Genomic DNA, 14772 nt, shown 5'->3' on the forward strand with positions numbered 1-14772 from the left:
TATGGAAATAGCTATAATAGCTCATGATGGAAAAAAAGCTGAAATGGTTCAATTTTTAAATGAACATAGCGACGTTTTACATCATAAAAATATTAATTTAATTTCTACAGGAACAACTGGAGAAAAAGTATCTAAAGCAGGTTTTAATGTTAATGCTTTATTATCTGGTCCTTTAGGTGGTGATGCACAAATAGCAGCAAGAGTAGCAGAAGGAAAATGTAATATGGTACTTTTTTTTAGAGATCCATTAGATCGCCATCCGCATGAACCAGATATTCTTATGTTAATGAGATTGTGTGATGTACACAATGTGCCATTGGCTACAAATCCGGCTACAGCAGATTTATTAATGAAGTCATTATAGTCTTTTTTTAATAACGTGTTAATAAAACTACGCAAGGCTGTTGTAAAATTTATATTTTGGTTATATCTTTGTACTAACAAAACGAAAACTACACAAGAATTATGTTCGACTTTGATCAATATTTAGGATTTTTAGCATTTTTAACCATATTAACTATAGGATTTTGGTTAATGATTTTCCTTTTAACCTTTGTAGTACCATATTGGATTTTTGGTTCAGCAATGGAACGTTTTAAAGAAGTAAGAGAAGAAAAGAAAGCTAAACGTGAAGGGGTAACTCTTTAATAGCATTTTATGATATAAAAAAAAGAGCGCAATTTGCGCTCTTTTTTGTATCTAATTTTGATATATTAATATTTTCGTGTGATGATTTTCTAATATTTTTTTAGAAGTTCGATGTTGTTCTTCAAAAAAAGTACGTGTTGTACCTTTACATATTCCATACGAATAGTGGTATTTTAATAAAGCTTCATCAAATTCGGATAAATACTTGTTTTCCGAATAGCAATTTGAAAAGTAACTATCACAACCTAGTTCATAAGTTTTTCTAAACCACCCTAGAGTAGAAAAGAATAAGTCTTTCATCTTTTCTGCAGCAAGTTTATTTGAAAACTCACGTTGATTTACAATTCTTATAAAACTTTTGTTGATCTGGTTTTTATTATTCCAATAAATCCAATAATCAGATCTGTCGGAATTCAGCTTTGCTTCGTATTGGAAACTATTATCATCATAGATTATATAATTAGCTTCGTTTAATTCTTTTACACGAGATATACTCAACGAATCTATTTTGCTATCTAGTAATTTAGTGAATTTCATAAAATCTCTAATTACTTTATTATTTATAGTTTCTGAAAAGTAAATTTTTATTGGGGCTTTCCAATATTTCATAGGCTTCGTATCCGAAGAGTCTTTGTGAATTGGATTAAATGCTATTTTCTTATAATATTCTAAAAAAGTAGAATCCTTATATTCATAAGGAACGGGTGTGCCTTTTGGTTGTATAAGTGTTGGCACTTTAATTAATGTATCTCCATCTCTTATTAAATAGCCAATAGAATCTATTGGTTTATATTTTTCTTTAAAAGAGGTTTTTGGGACATAATAATCTTTATGCACACTGATTTGACGATTTTGTGAAAAAACATTTAGAAAAAATAACAAATAGAATAATAAAAATATAGATGTTTTATTCATCGGTACATAGTGTTTTAGATTTTTTTACCAACTCATTTATTACATATGCAGAAATGGCTTGATCAAATATTTTAAGGTAATGCATTTTTAGGAGGGTTATGTCCATTTTAGATATCGTAGAACTGTTTTTATATCTAGTACTTAACAAACTAGTCTCGTCAGCACGTTCATTTACGACGAACTGACCTAAACTTATAAAGAATACTTGTTTTAGTTTTTGAAGAAGTAAGGATTTGTCTTCAAGTCGATTTAAATCAATTAGAGTAATTGCGCTATAAAACTTATAAGTATTGTCTGTTGCAATGTTGTAACTGATTCGCTTTAAAGGGTGAGTTTCTTTATAATCAGATTCATCAGCACCAAATTGAGAAATTATAGTATCGGAGGTTTTTATGACGTAATTAGATGCATCTTTATTTTTTACGAAATCTATTTTTAAATTTTTTACTTCATTTAAAGGTTTATAAAATGCAATAAACTCTTTCTTTACATCTTTAGGAATTGCAGAATCGAAATAAACTTTAATTTCTGCATTCCATTGCCTAATTTTTAACTTTTTATTCCTACTCCAAGAATATTGAAAGACGGCTTCTTTATATTTTTTTATAATAGTATCATTAGTGTAACATTCACAAAACAGTTTTAATTCTGCTTCTGTAAGGTCATTTTTAAGATTTACTAAAGTGTCATTATCTGTTATAAAAAAATCTTCAATGCGCTCTTTTTCGGCTTTATTAAGGCTCTTAATAGAAATAAATTTTTTCTTTTTATTGAGACCTAAATCAACACCTGTCTGAGCCATGGTGCTAATTGTAAAAGATAAAACGGTAAATAAAATTAAAAATTTAAACATTATTTTTTTTAATAAACTGTTAATTTAAACCTGTAAAACACCCATATTAAAAGGTTTCTCAATAGGAGCATGGTTAGCAGCTTCTATTCCCATAGAAATCCATGTTCTTGTGTCTAAAGGGTCAATTACTCCATCGGTCCAAATACGAGATGCGGCATAATATGGAGATACTTGGTCGTCGTATCTCGATTTAATCTTATTGAATAATTCCGCTTCTTTTTCCTTAGTGATTTTTTCTCCTCTCTTCTTAAGTGAAGCAGTTTCAATTTGTAATAACACTTTTGCAGCAGAATTACCACTCATTACAGCGAGTTCTGCACTTGGCCATGCTGCAATTAATCTAGGGTCATACGCTTTTCCACACATCGCATAATTTCCGGCTCCGTAACTATTACCTAATATAATCGTGAATTTTGGTACTACAGAATTACTAACCGCATTTACCATTTTGGCACCATCTTTAATGATTCCGGAGTGTTCCGATTTACTACCAACCATAAAGCCTGTAACGTCTTGCAGGAAAACTAGAGGTATTTTCTTCTGATTGCAATTGGCAATAAAACGCGTGGCTTTATCTGCAGAGTCATTATATATAACACCGCCAAATTGCATTTCTCCTTTTGCGTTTTTTACTAATTTTCGTTGATTAGCCACAATACCAACTGCCCAACCTTCAATCCGAGCATAAGCTGTGATAATGGTTTTGCCATAATCTTCTTTGTACTCGTCAAACTCAGAGTTGTCAACCAAACGCTTAATAATCTCTTTCATATCGTATTGGTCAGCGCGACTTTTTGGAAGAATTCCATAGATATCATCCGGATTCTCTTTTGGTTTTTTAGATTCAGCTCTATTATAACCAGCTTTGTCAAAATCCCCGATCTTATCAACGAGATTTTTAATTTTATCTAAAGCATCTTTATCATCCTTTGCTTTGTAATCTGTAACTCCAGAAATTTCGCAGTGCGTTGTAGCTCCACCTAAAGTTTCATTATCAATCGTTTCGCCTATTGCAGCTTTTACTAAATAGCTTCCTGCTAAGAAAATACTTCCTGTTTTATCCACAATGATAGCTTCATCACTCATTATCGGTAAATAAGCACCTCCAGCGACACAGCTTCCCATAATTGCCGCAATTTGGGTAATTCCCATACTACTCATTATGGCATTATTTCTAAAAATACGACCAAAATGTTCTTTGTCTGGGAAAATTTCATCTTGCATTGGTAGAAAAACACCAGCGCTATCCACCAAATAAATAATTGGTAAGCGGTTTTCAATAGCGATTTCTTGGGCGCGTAAATTCTTTTTTCCTGTAATTGGGAACCAAGCACCTGCCTTCACAGTGGCGTCATTGGCAACAACAATGCATTGCTTTCCTTTTACATAGCCCATCTTCACAACAACACCTCCCGATGGACAGCCACCATATTGCTCATACATACCTTCACCAGCAAATGCTCCTATTTCTATAGACTTAGCTTTAGGATCCAAAAGGTAATTAACACGTTCTCTAGCTGTCATTTTCCCTTTAGCCTTATGTTTCTCAATGCTTTTTTCTCCACCACCGAGTTTTACTTTAACTAATCGTTTTTTAAGATCGGAAAGAAGAAGCTTATTATGGTCTTCGTTTTTATTGAATTTGATATCCATATGAGTTGCCCATGAAAGTGGGTGTTGTTTATGAGTTAAAACTTAGTTTTTGTTTTGTACGAATTTACAAAACGAAAAGATGTTTGGAAAGTGATTGGTTTGTAAAATAATATTACATGGAATTATTTTCCTTGGAAACTAATTAGTTTTATTGTAGATTTGTACCTTTAAAACAAATGAAAAATGAAAAAAAATAAGATTATCTATTACGCAGCCACAGGCTTATTAACTTTGTTAATGTTGTTTTCTATTAGCATGTACTTTTTTAAACATGACGATATGGTAATCGCATTCACAAATTTTGGATATCCAGCCTATATTATTTATCCTTATGCTGTTGTTAAATTATTAGGATTGATTGTACTATGGGCACCAGGCCTAAAAACGCTAAAGGAATGGGCGTATTCCGGTTTCTTTTTTGCTTTTATTCTAGCCTTTTTTGCACATTATATGATCGGTGATGGTGAACAAATGGCAGCGGTATTAGCATTTATTTTACTGATAACATCTTATATCTTTTATAAAAAACTCAATTAAACTTAAACACTAAAACACTAAAACAAATGAAGCATATCATAGTATTTGCAGGAAGTAATAGCAGCACTTCAATTAATAAACAATTAGTCACTTACGCGTCACAATTAGTAGATGGTGTTAGTGCAACAGTATTAGATTTAAACGATTTTGAAATGCCAATATATAGTTCAGATAGAGAACAAGCCGAAGGTTTTCCTAAAGAAGCTATAGATTTTGTCAGTCACTTAAAAGGAGCAGATGGTTTTATAGTCTCTTTAGCGGAACATAACGGAGCATATAGTACGGCTTTTAAAAACATATTTGATTGGGCGTCTAGAGTAGAACAAAAGACATTTTTAAACAAATCTTTATTGCTTATGGCAACCTCTCCTGGCGCTAGAGGAGGGGCTTCTGTTTTAGAAATGGCTTCTGATCGTTTTCCTAGACACGATGCCAATATTGTTGCTCAATTTTCTTTACCTTCATTTTATGATAACTTTTCTGATGGTAAGATTACAAATGAAGCCTTAAATTCAGAATTATTAAATAAAGTAAAACTATTTAAAGACAGTCTATAATTATGGAATTAAAACACGAAGAATCAAAAAATAGATTTTATCTACTAGATAATAAAAAGGAGATTGGTGAAATCGCGTATGCTAATGTTAAAGACGGTCTCATCGATATTAATCATACAGAGATTGATGTTAACTACAGAGGTCAAGATCTCGGTTTACAATTAATTAAAGCCGTTGCAGATTTCGCAAGAGAAAATAAATTAAAAGCAAGGGCAAGCTGTCCTTATGTCGCTAAAGTGTTTGGTGAGACAGATAAATATGATGACATCAAAGCCTAAATAGAATTTTTAAGACTATTAAAATATGGGAGATTTATCGAAAGATATTAATTCAAAATTCGAAAACTTTAAAGTAAAGGCGCTTCTGAATATTATTTATACAGCCAATTGGATTACGAGCCGTCAAAGCGAATCTTTTAAGGACTTTGGGATCTCACAACAGCAGTATAATATTTTAAGAATTTTAAGAGGAGCAAATGAGCCATTAAAAGTGCAAACCATAAAGGATCGAATGTTAGAGCGCTCGCCTAATGCAACACGATTAATGGATAAGCTATGTGCAAAACAATTAATTAAACGGTTGCCATCAGAACACGATAGGCGTGTGGTTAAAATTGAAATTACACAGCAAGGCCTGGATTTGCTAAACACAATTCCGAGCGATATGAATAAAGAGTTAATTAAAAATTTAAGTGAAGCTGAAGCGGAACAATTAAGTGACTTATTGGATAAAATGCGCTAGTAGAATTAAATAAAAGGAAATAATCATGAAAAAAGTAATACATAAAGCAGACAGTAGAGGATTTGCAGATCATGGATGGTTACAAGCAAATCATTCCTTTAGTTTTGCAAGTTGGAATAATCCTGAACGCGTGCATTTCGGTGCATTAAGAGTCTTAAATGATGATGTTATTGGTCCAAAAATGGGGTTTGGAACACATTCACATGATAATATGGAGATTATAACCATACCACTAAAAGGCGTGTTAAAGCATCGTGATAATATGAACGACGATTGGCTAGCTGTTCATCCAGGTGAAGTGCAAGTAATGTCTGCAGGAACAGGCGTTCAGCATTCTGAAATTAATGGGGCGATTGATGAGCATTTAAGTTTATTTCAAATTTGGGTAATACCGCAAAAACGAAATGTAGAGCCGCGTTATGATCAGAAATTATTCAAGTCTGAAGATCGAAAAGGACAGCTTCAAACCTTAGTAACGTCTTTTGAAGATACTGATGTAGAAAGTCTTAAAATTCATCAAGATGCTAAGCTTTCAAGAATTGATTTGTCAAAAGATGAAACATTCATATATCAACTAAAAGGGAAGAGTCATGGTGTGTATGCTATGCTTATTTCTGGTAGTGTTGAAATCGAGGGTGAGACTTTAGAATCTAGAGATGCCATTGGAATTTCAGAAACGGATAATTTCAATATAATAGCCAAAACCGATAGTGAACTATTATTTATTGAAGTTCCTATGATTAATTTTTAGTTGTTTGAAACAATTTACATTAGAAGCATCACAAATAGTGATGCTTTTTTTATTTAAAATGCGATATTTGTAAACTAACTAACGATTAAAACTAAGATTGATTATGGCAATGAATAAAAATACGGTATTAGCTTGGGCAACATGGATTATGGTCTTTGTAGGATTAGGGTTAATTGCCCTTGGAGCATTTAGATATGATGATGTTGCAGGTTGGGGATTTGCTGCTGTTGGTGGTGGTTTTTTCTGTATAGCATGGGTTTTCAATGCTTTAAAAGGACGTGTGTAATTAATTTGTGATGTTCAATAGTTTAACTTTACAATAAATAACTAACAATTATGAGTGACGATAAAAAAGTAATTTTTGCAATGTCTGGTCTAACAAAGACCTTTCCAGGAGCTAATACTCCTGTTTTAAAAAATATATATTTAAGTTTCTTTTATGGTGCTAAGATTGGTATTCTAGGTCTAAATGGTTCTGGTAAGTCTACACTTTTAAAGATCATAGCAGGAGTTGATAAAAACTATCAAGGTGATGTGGTTTTTCAACCGGGTTATACGGTTGGGTATTTAGAACAAGAACCGCAATTAGATGATGACAAAACGGTTATGGAAATTGTGCGCGAAGGTGCTGCAGAAACCGTTGCTATACTTGATGAATATAACAGTATTAATGATCAATTTGGTTTAGAGGAAGTGTATAGCGATGCCGATAAAATGGAAAAGCTAATGAACCGTCAGGCAGAACTGCAAGATCAAATTGATGCTGCTAATGCTTGGGAATTAGATACTAAGTTAGAAATAGCCATGGACGCCTTAAGAACCCCAGATGGTGATAAGAAAATTGGTGTGCTTTCTGGTGGTGAACGTCGCCGTGTAGCCTTATGTCGTTTATTATTACAAGAACCAGATGTATTATTATTAGATGAGCCTACTAACCACTTGGATGCAGAATCTGTACATTGGTTAGAGCATCATTTAGCACAATATAAAGGAACGGTTATCGCAGTAACTCACGATAGATATTTCTTAGATAATGTTGCAGGTTGGATTTTAGAACTCGATAGAGGTGAAGGAATTCCTTGGAAAGGAAATTATTCGTCTTGGTTAGATCAAAAGTCTACACGTATGGCACAAGAAAGTAAAACAGCCTCTAAGCGTCAAAAGACATTAGAGCGTGAGCTAGATTGGGTACGTCAAGGTGCAAAAGGTCGTCAGACAAAGCAAAAAGCACGTTTGAAGAACTATGATAAATTAATGAGTCAAGATCAAAAGCAGCTTGACGAAAAATTAGAAATCTATATTCCTAATGGACCACGATTAGGAACAAATGTAATCGAAGCTATTGGTGTTGCTAAGGGTTATGATGATAAATTACTGTACGATAATCTAAATTTCAATTTGCCTCAAGCAGGTATTGTTGGTATTATTGGGCCAAATGGTGCTGGTAAAACGACTATTTTCAGAATGATAATGGGAGAAGAAGCATCAGATAAAGGTGAATTTAAAGTCGGAGAAACGGCTAAGATTGCATACGTTGATCAGAAACATTCTAATATTGATCCTGAAAAAACAATTTGGCAAAACTTTAGTGATGAGCAAGAATTGGTAATGATGGGTGGTAAGGAAGTAAATTCTAGAGCTTATTTAAGTCGATTTAACTTCTCTGGTGGTGAGCAAAACAAGAAAGTAAAATTGCTTTCGGGTGGTGAGCGTAACCGTTTACATCTCGCTATGACACTTAAAGAAGAAGGTAATGTATTACTTTTAGATGAGCCAACTAACGATTTAGATGTTAATACATTAAGAGCGTTAGAAGAAGGTTTAGAGAACTTTGCGGGTTGTGCTGTTGTTATTAGTCACGATAGGTGGTTCTTAGATAGAATCTGTACGCACATTTTAGCTTTTGAAGGAGATTCTCAAGTCTATTTCTTTGAAGGAGGATTTAGTGAATATGAAGAAAATAAGAAGAAACGTTTGGGTGGTGATTTAATGCCAAAACGAATTAAGTATAGAAAGTTGGTAAGGTAAATTTACCGACTATTGAAACAAAAAAGAGCCAGCAAATTGCTGGCTCTTTTTTTTATGTTTTATTGATTTTCTAACTGTTTTATTTTTTCTTTCAATTTTCTAGATTTTAAATATTGTAAAGCCCATAAAATTGTCATTGTAACAAACCCAATTCCCAAAATACTTATCATTCGTTGAGAAGAGCCATCTAGAATAAGAGTAATCGCTGTTAAATTCATTATTTAATTATCACCATAAAGATGCCCGCTATGTAAATCTTCACCAGACTCTTCATAATCTTTATAAGCATTGGTTTGCATTAATTTTTTGTTTTCCGATTTTAACTTATACATCTTAATGATGGCTATTAAAATAAAAACGAGAAAAATAGATGCTACGGCTATTAAGATCATCGTAAGCTGTGTAGTCGTCACAATCAAAGCCTTTGAAAGCAGGTTCTTATGCATTATTATTATTATTATTCGTTTTAGATTTGGGTTCTACAGCGCTAATATATAAAAAAAGTTAATGTTAAATACTTAATAGTAAATTATTTACAAACTATTAGTTTACAAACGCACCGATTAACTGTTGTATAAGTCCGTTAAACCACAGTGTTTTTAAGGTGAATATGAGGTTATTAAATTATTAAGAAATTTAATTTTCTTTCAATTTTCTGTAACAAATATTAAAAAACTGCTACCTATATTTTAGTAACTAAAGTTTTTGTAGTCTTAAAAAATTACCGAAATTGCTTAACAGAATGATGTTCAACTTTAATAACACTACACTATATGCCTGATGATTTTGATTTATTAGAAACCAATTCACAAGAGAAAGCTGAAAAAGTCGATGTAAATTGGGGAAAAGCCATTGACCAAATGAAGTCAAAGCTTGCTCAAGAAGATGACCCAGAAAGTCGTCAGAAAATATTAAACGCCACATTAGATAATGTGGTTGATATGGCAGAAAAAGACAGATCTACGTTATTAGATGCTATTAAGGATTTAACAGATTATCAGGACGAAGTCGGAATTATGTTTGAAGGTTTTTCAGCATTAAACGCTTCAGAACAAAAAATAATAGACGACGCTGTTAAGCGATTAGAGCGCGCAAAAGTTGAACTTGAGGATGCAAATAACAAACCAGACACTTGGTGGAATAACCTTTGGGGACGCAAAAGTAAAATAAATGATGCCGAAGCAGAACTTAAGAACGCTCAAAAAACACGTGATGCTGCAGATAATGAAGCAAAAGCAATGTTTCAGCAACGAATTGAAACAGCCGATGTTCAAACCTTATTAAATGAATTATCATTTAAGAGTCAAGCAGCGATTAAGCGTCTAAAAGACAGAGAAATTGAAATTAAGGAAGTTGAAGAAAGCCTTAAAACAGCTATTGTAGAGGCTTCTAATAATCATACAAAAGCACTTCAAAAGAAAAAAGAAGTAGAAGATAAGCTAGAGACGGAATATGCGTTATTAAAACAAGCACGTCAAGCTTTAGAAGAAGTAGCAGATAAGCAGTCAACTGATTATTCGGATGCTTTGAGTAAAGTAACCACTTTAGAGCAAAAAGTAGAAGAGTTAGAAGGTCTTAAGAATGCTTACACAACATTAGCTGCTTCAAAAGATAGTTTCGTACACAAGCATAACCTTACTATTAAAGTATTAACATCTTTACGTAGTAATTTACAAACGCACCGTGCAAAATTAAAGTCTGATACAGATGAGCGTTTAAAGTATTACGATGGTTATGTAGTGGCTTTAAAAGCACGTACAGATCAAGAATTTGCAGCAATCTTAGAACATTTAGGTGTTAAAACGGATGAACATATTGGAGTCACTTTAGCAGCGATGCATACCGCAAGTGCTAAAGCGCGTCAAGAAATGATGGATAATATTCCAGTGCACGAAAAAGTGATGCAGGGTGTTTATGGTAGTTATGCTGAAGCTTTACAAGAAATTCGAGAAAAAGATAAGTCTATTCAAAAGAATTTTGCTGAGCGTTACGGCATTGATATGAAAGAAATTTTCGAAGATTACTACGCAGCAGATGCAAACGCACCTTCAGGAGGTGATGGAGGAGGAGAGCCAGCAGGTGAACCAAAGCCAGAAGCAGGAGATGATGATTTGTTAGGATAATAAGTAGTTGTTAGTTATCAGTATTCAGTTGGCAGTCAAATCGGGACTGAATACAGTGGCTAAAACTATATATTCAATATCTTTTTTAAATAATATTTTTCAGGTATTCTTGGGACACTGCAAACTGAATACTGCCAACTGCCTACTAAAATGATTGTAACACCATTAGATTCAGCAATATTAGATTCCAAAGAGCAATATGTATTCTATCACAAAATGATAGATTTCTCGCTGAAAGAACTCATTGTTGCTGTTCAACAAAAACAAATTTTAAACCAACAAGAAGTACTTCTCTTTAAGCAATACAGCGATTTATTATTGTATTCTATTGAAGCTATGCGTGTAAAATACATGTATGACGATGAAGAAAACATGAAAGTCGATTTAACAGACTCTAGTTTTCCTAATTATTTAGAATTCCGTTACTTATTTAACGATTTAGCATTACGTGAAGATTATTTAGGAAAACTTACTGACGTAGATACTTTAAAAGACGAATTTTTAGATACTTTAATGCGAAAGAAAGAACCTATAGCTAAGCGTAAGCTCTTTCAAGCAGCGTCAATAGTTTACTATACGTCTGCTAAAAAAGAATACATTTTTAATCGTTTTGTGCAAGGTAAAATTATAGCAGCACCAGAAGGTTCTGTTGCAGAGTATTTGGTGAGTTGGAGTTTTTATGATGTGTCTCACAACAGACCATTTATTTGCTACATGTATTTTGATTTCGATGGTAAAGATCCTTTAAAAGAACGGGATGAAATTTATAGTGCTTTAAAATCTATTGCAGACCGAGAAATGTCTTTAGATACGATGGCGTATGGTATAGATAAACGTCTTCCTAAAGTATTTCCAAAGCTCATAAAACGTGTGGATTTAGGGCCAATTCATAACATATTTGCTAAAGACGAAAATAAAGTCACACATGCCATTTTACAAAGTATAGCAAATAAGGAAATCCCTTTAGAATCGTATGCGATTTCATTTAAAATAGATGAATTAAAATCGGCTAGCGAATTTAAAGAAGGTGGTTTTTTCAGTAAACAAACCTATCAACGTTGGGACGCTATGTTTAGACAGCGTTATGTCTTTGCACCGCACAGAATCATACAAATGCTATATAATAAAACACCTGAAATTATGAATAAGTTAGCATTGTCGCCTATTCAGATTTCTGAATTAAAAATCGATAAATAAGATGAAAGTTTGGAGTCTGAAGCTCGAAGATTCGAGTAAGAAAACTTTTTACTTTTCACTTTTCACCTATAACTCAATCAATGGAACACAACTCAACTTTCCCTATAAAACAAAATGAATTAGATATGCTTCGCGATGAAGCAACATCATACTTAAAATCTATTCAATGGGAACAAGGTCAACGCGCTAAAAATAAAGATAACGACGCCAAAGACGAATCTATTTTATTGTATTTGTCTAGAGCCAATAACGGAAGCAATGTCAATGTCACTTCAGTTTCAAAAACCATTTTGGCTTTAAAAAAGCGTTTGCTTCCAGAATCAGTAGCACTTCCTATTTTCTTAAATCAGACATTATATGCTGTACAAGAAGGATTGACTTTGGGTATATGGATTAAAGATTCGTACTATGATGCTTCAGGTTTATCGAGTTTAAGTGAAAATAAATCAGCTTTAGATAGTTCAGGAAGGAGAGAGTACGAAAGCAAAATGCATACATCAACGGCTTTTATGTTGTTTGCTACAGCTTATAAAATTTTACATGATTTAAAACCGCATGCTTCAGACGATTTATCAGTGATGAAGCAGAAGTTTGCTGGTATTCCAGAAGTGTCTTTTTTAACACCTTTAAAAGGAATTTCGTGTCAGTTGTTTTATTACGACAAGTATTTAGGTCATCCTGAAATTATAAAGTCAGATAAAGATGTTATAGATTTTACAGTGGTTTATTTTGAAGCTTTAATTGCAGAAATTCAACTACGTAAAAGCAGTTTAGAATATACAGAAACCGTTTCGGACCGAACGTATAAGCTTGAAAACTCAGACTTTGCAGTTTCCGGTTGGGAAAATATATTTCAAGGAACAGCAAAGAGTATAGAATTCAACAAAATACAGTTCGAACAAATTGTCGGTAACAAGGATGCTAAACATTTTGGTCGTCGATTAACTGAACGTTTGTTAAGCTATGATATTGAAGCAAAGAAGAATCCATTTCAAGAATTAGGCGGATTTATGCCTGTTTTTATGGGTTACGGAATTCCAGGAACAGGAAAAAGTATGTTAATTGCTGCCATCGCCACCAGACTTAAAGAACATTCTGATAATTTAGATATTCCATTTTTATTCCACCCAATGCCAGATACGCTGATATCTACATTTCAAGGTGGTTCTGCCGAAAAAATGGTAGAGTGGATGAAGCCTCTGCAAGATCCTACCAAATTAATTTTTGCACCAATTGATGATGCCGAAAATAATTTGCAAGAACGAACCGCTCAAGGAGTTTCAGCAGGTGTAAAAGAAGTGATTGGTGTATTTTTAAGATATACAGAAGGTGCTTATGCTGTGAATTACGGAAACAGTTCAATTGGTTTATTTACCAACCTTCCAGAAATGCTAGATAAAGCGGTGATTTCTCGTGTGCAAGGTCGATTTAAAATTGATGGAGCACGCTCTGAGCACGATTTTGTAGATCAAGATTACATCTGGTGGAAGAAGTTAAAAGATACCATGCCAGATTTTGTAAACATGAATGATCCGGAAGTTTATAAATACTTATCAGATCAGGGTTTAGCAAACAGTATGGGCGAAATTTTGAATGCGGTTGAGCACCCTTCAGAAGAACGTGTTCATGATACGTTTAATAAAGTAGAAAAGCTTCACGAAAACAACGACCATATGTTTTATGCAGCTTTGTATAAAGAGATTCAGAAGATATTTCCGTTTTTCTCTTCAAGAGATGTTAGAAACATTCAATCTGCAATTTCATTACGATTAACAGATTTTGATTTAGAACAAGACTGGTTTGAAAATCCTGAAACCTATTTCAAAAAGGATTACGAAACGAAGTTCAATATGCTTCAAGAATTAATGAAATCGAATATGAAAGGTTTAAACTTTTCAGATATAAGACGACAAGAAGTCATTCGCTATTTAGATAACGTAGCAACCATAGCTGATACAGACTTTAAACGAAAAGTAGATGCGAGAGTGAATCAGATGAATATAGATAGTGAAGCTAGAGCGCAGTTTGGGAATTAAATTTAAAAGTGTAAAGTAAAAAGTGTGAAGTCTATGTCATTCCGACACAGTGAATAACGAGCGACAATAAATTTTATGAACAACCTAAAAAACATAACTAAAACAACCCTTTCAAAAGAATGGGCAAGATTAGATAGAATCGATTATGATTATCAATTTAAAAATGGGGAATGGAAACGTTTATCACGGGAATGTTATAATCGAGGAAATGGTGCTGCGATATTACTATACAATGTAGAAAAACAAACGGTTATTCTTACTAAACAGTTCCGTATGCCAGCTTATGAGAATAATAGTGGTGAAGGTATGTCAATTGAAGCCTGTGCAGGAGCAATTGACAATAATGATAAGCCTTTAGAAACCATAATTAGGGAAACAGAAGAAGAGGTAGGTTATAAAATAAGTGATGCAAAACTAGTTTTAACAGCATATACATCACCTGGAGCTTTAACAGAAAAAATGTTCTTATTTATTGCAGAATATGATGAGAACATGAAATTTAGTAAAGGTGGGGGATTAGAAAGTGAAGATGAAGACATTGAAATTCTTGAAATTCCGTTTTCAGAGGCTTTAGAAATGATTAAAAAAGAAGAGATTATTGATGCAAAAACGATTATGTTATTGCAATATGCTCAGATTAATAAAATTCTAATTCCTGAGTAGAAAGGAATGGAATGAAATAAAAAAAGAAGGTTAAATAAAACCAATGGTGTTTAGTGGGAAATAGTTTTAA

17 protein-coding genes are annotated in these 14772 nt (G+C 33.1%); 13 read left to right on the forward strand and 4 right to left on the reverse strand.

Annotation, left to right across the window (positions count from 1 at the left end):
- The first annotated feature begins 1 nt into the window (after position 1).
- Positions 2-364 (forward strand): methylglyoxal synthase, encoded by a 363-nt coding sequence (locus HM984_RS10850; protein WP_179349177.1) that lies wholly within the window; start codon positions 2-4, stop codon positions 362-364.
- Positions 365-465: 101 nt separating this feature from the next.
- Positions 466-648: a hypothetical protein gene (locus HM984_RS10855; RefSeq protein ID WP_179349178.1), complete on the forward strand. Its 183-nt coding sequence runs from the start codon at positions 466-468 to the stop codon at positions 646-648.
- A 51-nt stretch (positions 649-699) separates the two neighbouring features.
- Here the strand turns inward: HM984_RS10855 and HM984_RS10860 are convergent, their stop codons facing one another.
- Genes HM984_RS10860 through HM984_RS10870 form a run of 3 tightly spaced genes read right to left on the reverse strand, consistent with a single transcriptional unit; the run spans position 700 to position 4069 of the window.
- Positions 700-1563 carry a hypothetical protein gene (locus HM984_RS10860; RefSeq protein WP_179349179.1) on the reverse strand — a complete coding sequence of 288 codons (864 nt, stop codon included), beginning with the start codon at positions 1561-1563 and terminating at the stop codon, positions 700-702.
- The gene (locus HM984_RS10865) at positions 1556-2416 is read right to left on the reverse strand and encodes a hypothetical protein (protein WP_179349180.1); all 861 of its coding nucleotides are present in this window, start codon (positions 2414-2416) and stop codon (positions 1556-1558) included. Before HM984_RS10865 ends, HM984_RS10860 begins: the two co-directional genes overlap by 8 nt.
- 24 nt (positions 2417-2440) lie before the next feature.
- On the reverse strand, positions 2441-4069 hold the full coding sequence (locus tag HM984_RS10870; RefSeq protein ID WP_115812462.1) for an acyl-CoA carboxylase subunit beta: 1629 nt from the start codon (positions 4067-4069) through the stop codon (positions 2441-2443).
- Positions 4070-4252: 183 nt separating this feature from the next.
- Here HM984_RS10870 and HM984_RS10875 point away from each other — a divergent pair, with 183 nt between their 5' ends.
- From HM984_RS10875 to ettA, 7 genes are all read left to right on the forward strand, one after another.
- Complete coding sequence (locus HM984_RS10875) at positions 4253-4606, forward strand: DoxX family protein (RefSeq protein WP_179349181.1); 354 nt, start codon at positions 4253-4255, stop codon at positions 4604-4606.
- A 26-nt stretch (positions 4607-4632) separates the two neighbouring features.
- Positions 4633-5163, forward strand: coding sequence for an NADPH-dependent FMN reductase (locus tag HM984_RS10880; protein WP_179349182.1), 531 nt, complete (start codon positions 4633-4635; stop codon positions 5161-5163).
- A 2-nt stretch (positions 5164-5165) separates the two neighbouring features.
- Entirely contained in the window at positions 5166-5441 is a 276-nt protein-coding gene (locus HM984_RS10885; protein ID WP_179349183.1) for a GNAT family N-acetyltransferase, read from the forward strand.
- A gap of 25 nt (positions 5442-5466) precedes the next feature.
- Complete coding sequence (locus HM984_RS10890) at positions 5467-5904, forward strand: MarR family winged helix-turn-helix transcriptional regulator (RefSeq protein ID WP_179349184.1); 438 nt, start codon at positions 5467-5469, stop codon at positions 5902-5904.
- A 25-nt stretch (positions 5905-5929) separates the two neighbouring features.
- Entirely contained in the window at positions 5930-6655 is a 726-nt protein-coding gene (locus HM984_RS10895) for a pirin family protein (RefSeq protein WP_179349185.1), read from the forward strand.
- Positions 6656-6758: 103 nt separating this feature from the next.
- Positions 6759-6941 carry a CAL67264 family membrane protein gene (locus HM984_RS10900; protein WP_040757621.1) on the forward strand — a complete coding sequence of 61 codons (183 nt, stop codon included), beginning with the start codon at positions 6759-6761 and terminating at the stop codon, positions 6939-6941.
- A gap of 50 nt (positions 6942-6991) precedes the next feature.
- Entirely contained in the window at positions 6992-8683 is a 1692-nt protein-coding gene (ettA, locus tag HM984_RS10905; RefSeq protein WP_179349186.1) for an energy-dependent translational throttle protein EttA, read from the forward strand.
- A gap of 221 nt (positions 8684-8904) precedes the next feature.
- Here ettA and HM984_RS10910 read toward each other — a convergent pair whose 3' ends face one another.
- A complete protein-coding gene (locus tag HM984_RS10910; protein ID WP_147298365.1) occupies positions 8905-9129 on the reverse strand; it encodes a hypothetical protein in 225 nt (74 codons plus the stop codon).
- A gap of 327 nt (positions 9130-9456) precedes the next feature.
- On the opposite strand from HM984_RS10910, the gene HM984_RS10915 reads away from it, so the two are divergent.
- The 4 genes from HM984_RS10915 (at position 9457) to HM984_RS10930 (ending at position 14702) form a co-directional block, all read left to right on the forward strand.
- Positions 9457-10806 carry a coiled-coil domain-containing protein gene (locus tag HM984_RS10915; RefSeq protein WP_179349187.1) on the forward strand — a complete coding sequence of 450 codons (1350 nt, stop codon included), beginning with the start codon at positions 9457-9459 and terminating at the stop codon, positions 10804-10806.
- A 150-nt stretch (positions 10807-10956) separates the two neighbouring features.
- On the forward strand, positions 10957-12003 hold the full coding sequence (locus HM984_RS10920) for a hypothetical protein (protein ID WP_179349188.1): 1047 nt from the start codon (positions 10957-10959) through the stop codon (positions 12001-12003).
- A gap of 80 nt (positions 12004-12083) precedes the next feature.
- Positions 12084-14039, forward strand: coding sequence for an AAA family ATPase (locus HM984_RS10925; RefSeq protein ID WP_179349189.1), 1956 nt, complete (start codon positions 12084-12086; stop codon positions 14037-14039).
- 75 nt (positions 14040-14114) lie between these two features.
- On the forward strand, positions 14115-14702 hold the full coding sequence (locus HM984_RS10930; RefSeq protein WP_179349190.1) for an NUDIX domain-containing protein: 588 nt from the start codon (positions 14115-14117) through the stop codon (positions 14700-14702).
- Positions 14703-14772 lie beyond the last annotated feature (70 nt).

It is taken from the genome of Winogradskyella pacifica, from assembly GCF_013403915.1.
Lineage (GTDB): Bacteria > Bacteroidota > Bacteroidia > Flavobacteriales > Flavobacteriaceae > Winogradskyella > Winogradskyella pacifica.

Bases quoted from the DNA above. Each gene is read 5' to 3' on its own strand.
- HM984_RS10850 (WP_179349177.1), top strand. From the start codon at position 2: ATGGAAATAGCTATAATAGCTCATGATGGAAAAAAAGCTGAAATGGTT.
- HM984_RS10855 (WP_179349178.1), top strand. From the start codon at position 466: ATGTTCGACTTTGATCAATATTTAGGATTTTTAGCATTTTTAACCATA.
- HM984_RS10860 (WP_179349179.1), bottom strand. From the start codon at position 1,563: ATGAATAAAACATCTATATTTTTATTATTCTATTTGTTATTTTTTCTA.
- HM984_RS10865 (WP_179349180.1), bottom strand. From the start codon at position 2,416: ATGTTTAAATTTTTAATTTTATTTACCGTTTTATCTTTTACAATTAGC.
- HM984_RS10870 (WP_115812462.1), bottom strand. From the start codon at position 4,069: ATGGATATCAAATTCAATAAAAACGAAGACCATAATAAGCTTCTTCTT.
- HM984_RS10875 (WP_179349181.1), top strand. From the start codon at position 4,253: ATGAAAAAAAATAAGATTATCTATTACGCAGCCACAGGCTTATTAACT.
- HM984_RS10880 (WP_179349182.1), top strand. From the start codon at position 4,633: ATGAAGCATATCATAGTATTTGCAGGAAGTAATAGCAGCACTTCAATT.
- HM984_RS10885 (WP_179349183.1), top strand. From the start codon at position 5,166: ATGGAATTAAAACACGAAGAATCAAAAAATAGATTTTATCTACTAGAT.
- HM984_RS10890 (WP_179349184.1), top strand. From the start codon at position 5,467: ATGGGAGATTTATCGAAAGATATTAATTCAAAATTCGAAAACTTTAAA.
- HM984_RS10895 (WP_179349185.1), top strand. From the start codon at position 5,930: ATGAAAAAAGTAATACATAAAGCAGACAGTAGAGGATTTGCAGATCAT.
- HM984_RS10900 (WP_040757621.1), top strand. From the start codon at position 6,759: ATGGCAATGAATAAAAATACGGTATTAGCTTGGGCAACATGGATTATG.
- ettA (WP_179349186.1), top strand. From the start codon at position 6,992: ATGAGTGACGATAAAAAAGTAATTTTTGCAATGTCTGGTCTAACAAAG.
- HM984_RS10910 (WP_147298365.1), bottom strand. From the start codon at position 9,129: ATGCATAAGAACCTGCTTTCAAAGGCTTTGATTGTGACGACTACACAG.
- HM984_RS10915 (WP_179349187.1), top strand. From the start codon at position 9,457: ATGCCTGATGATTTTGATTTATTAGAAACCAATTCACAAGAGAAAGCT.
- HM984_RS10920 (WP_179349188.1), top strand. From the start codon at position 10,957: ATGATTGTAACACCATTAGATTCAGCAATATTAGATTCCAAAGAGCAA.
- HM984_RS10925 (WP_179349189.1), top strand. From the start codon at position 12,084: ATGGAACACAACTCAACTTTCCCTATAAAACAAAATGAATTAGATATG.
- HM984_RS10930 (WP_179349190.1), top strand. From the start codon at position 14,115: ATGAACAACCTAAAAAACATAACTAAAACAACCCTTTCAAAAGAATGG.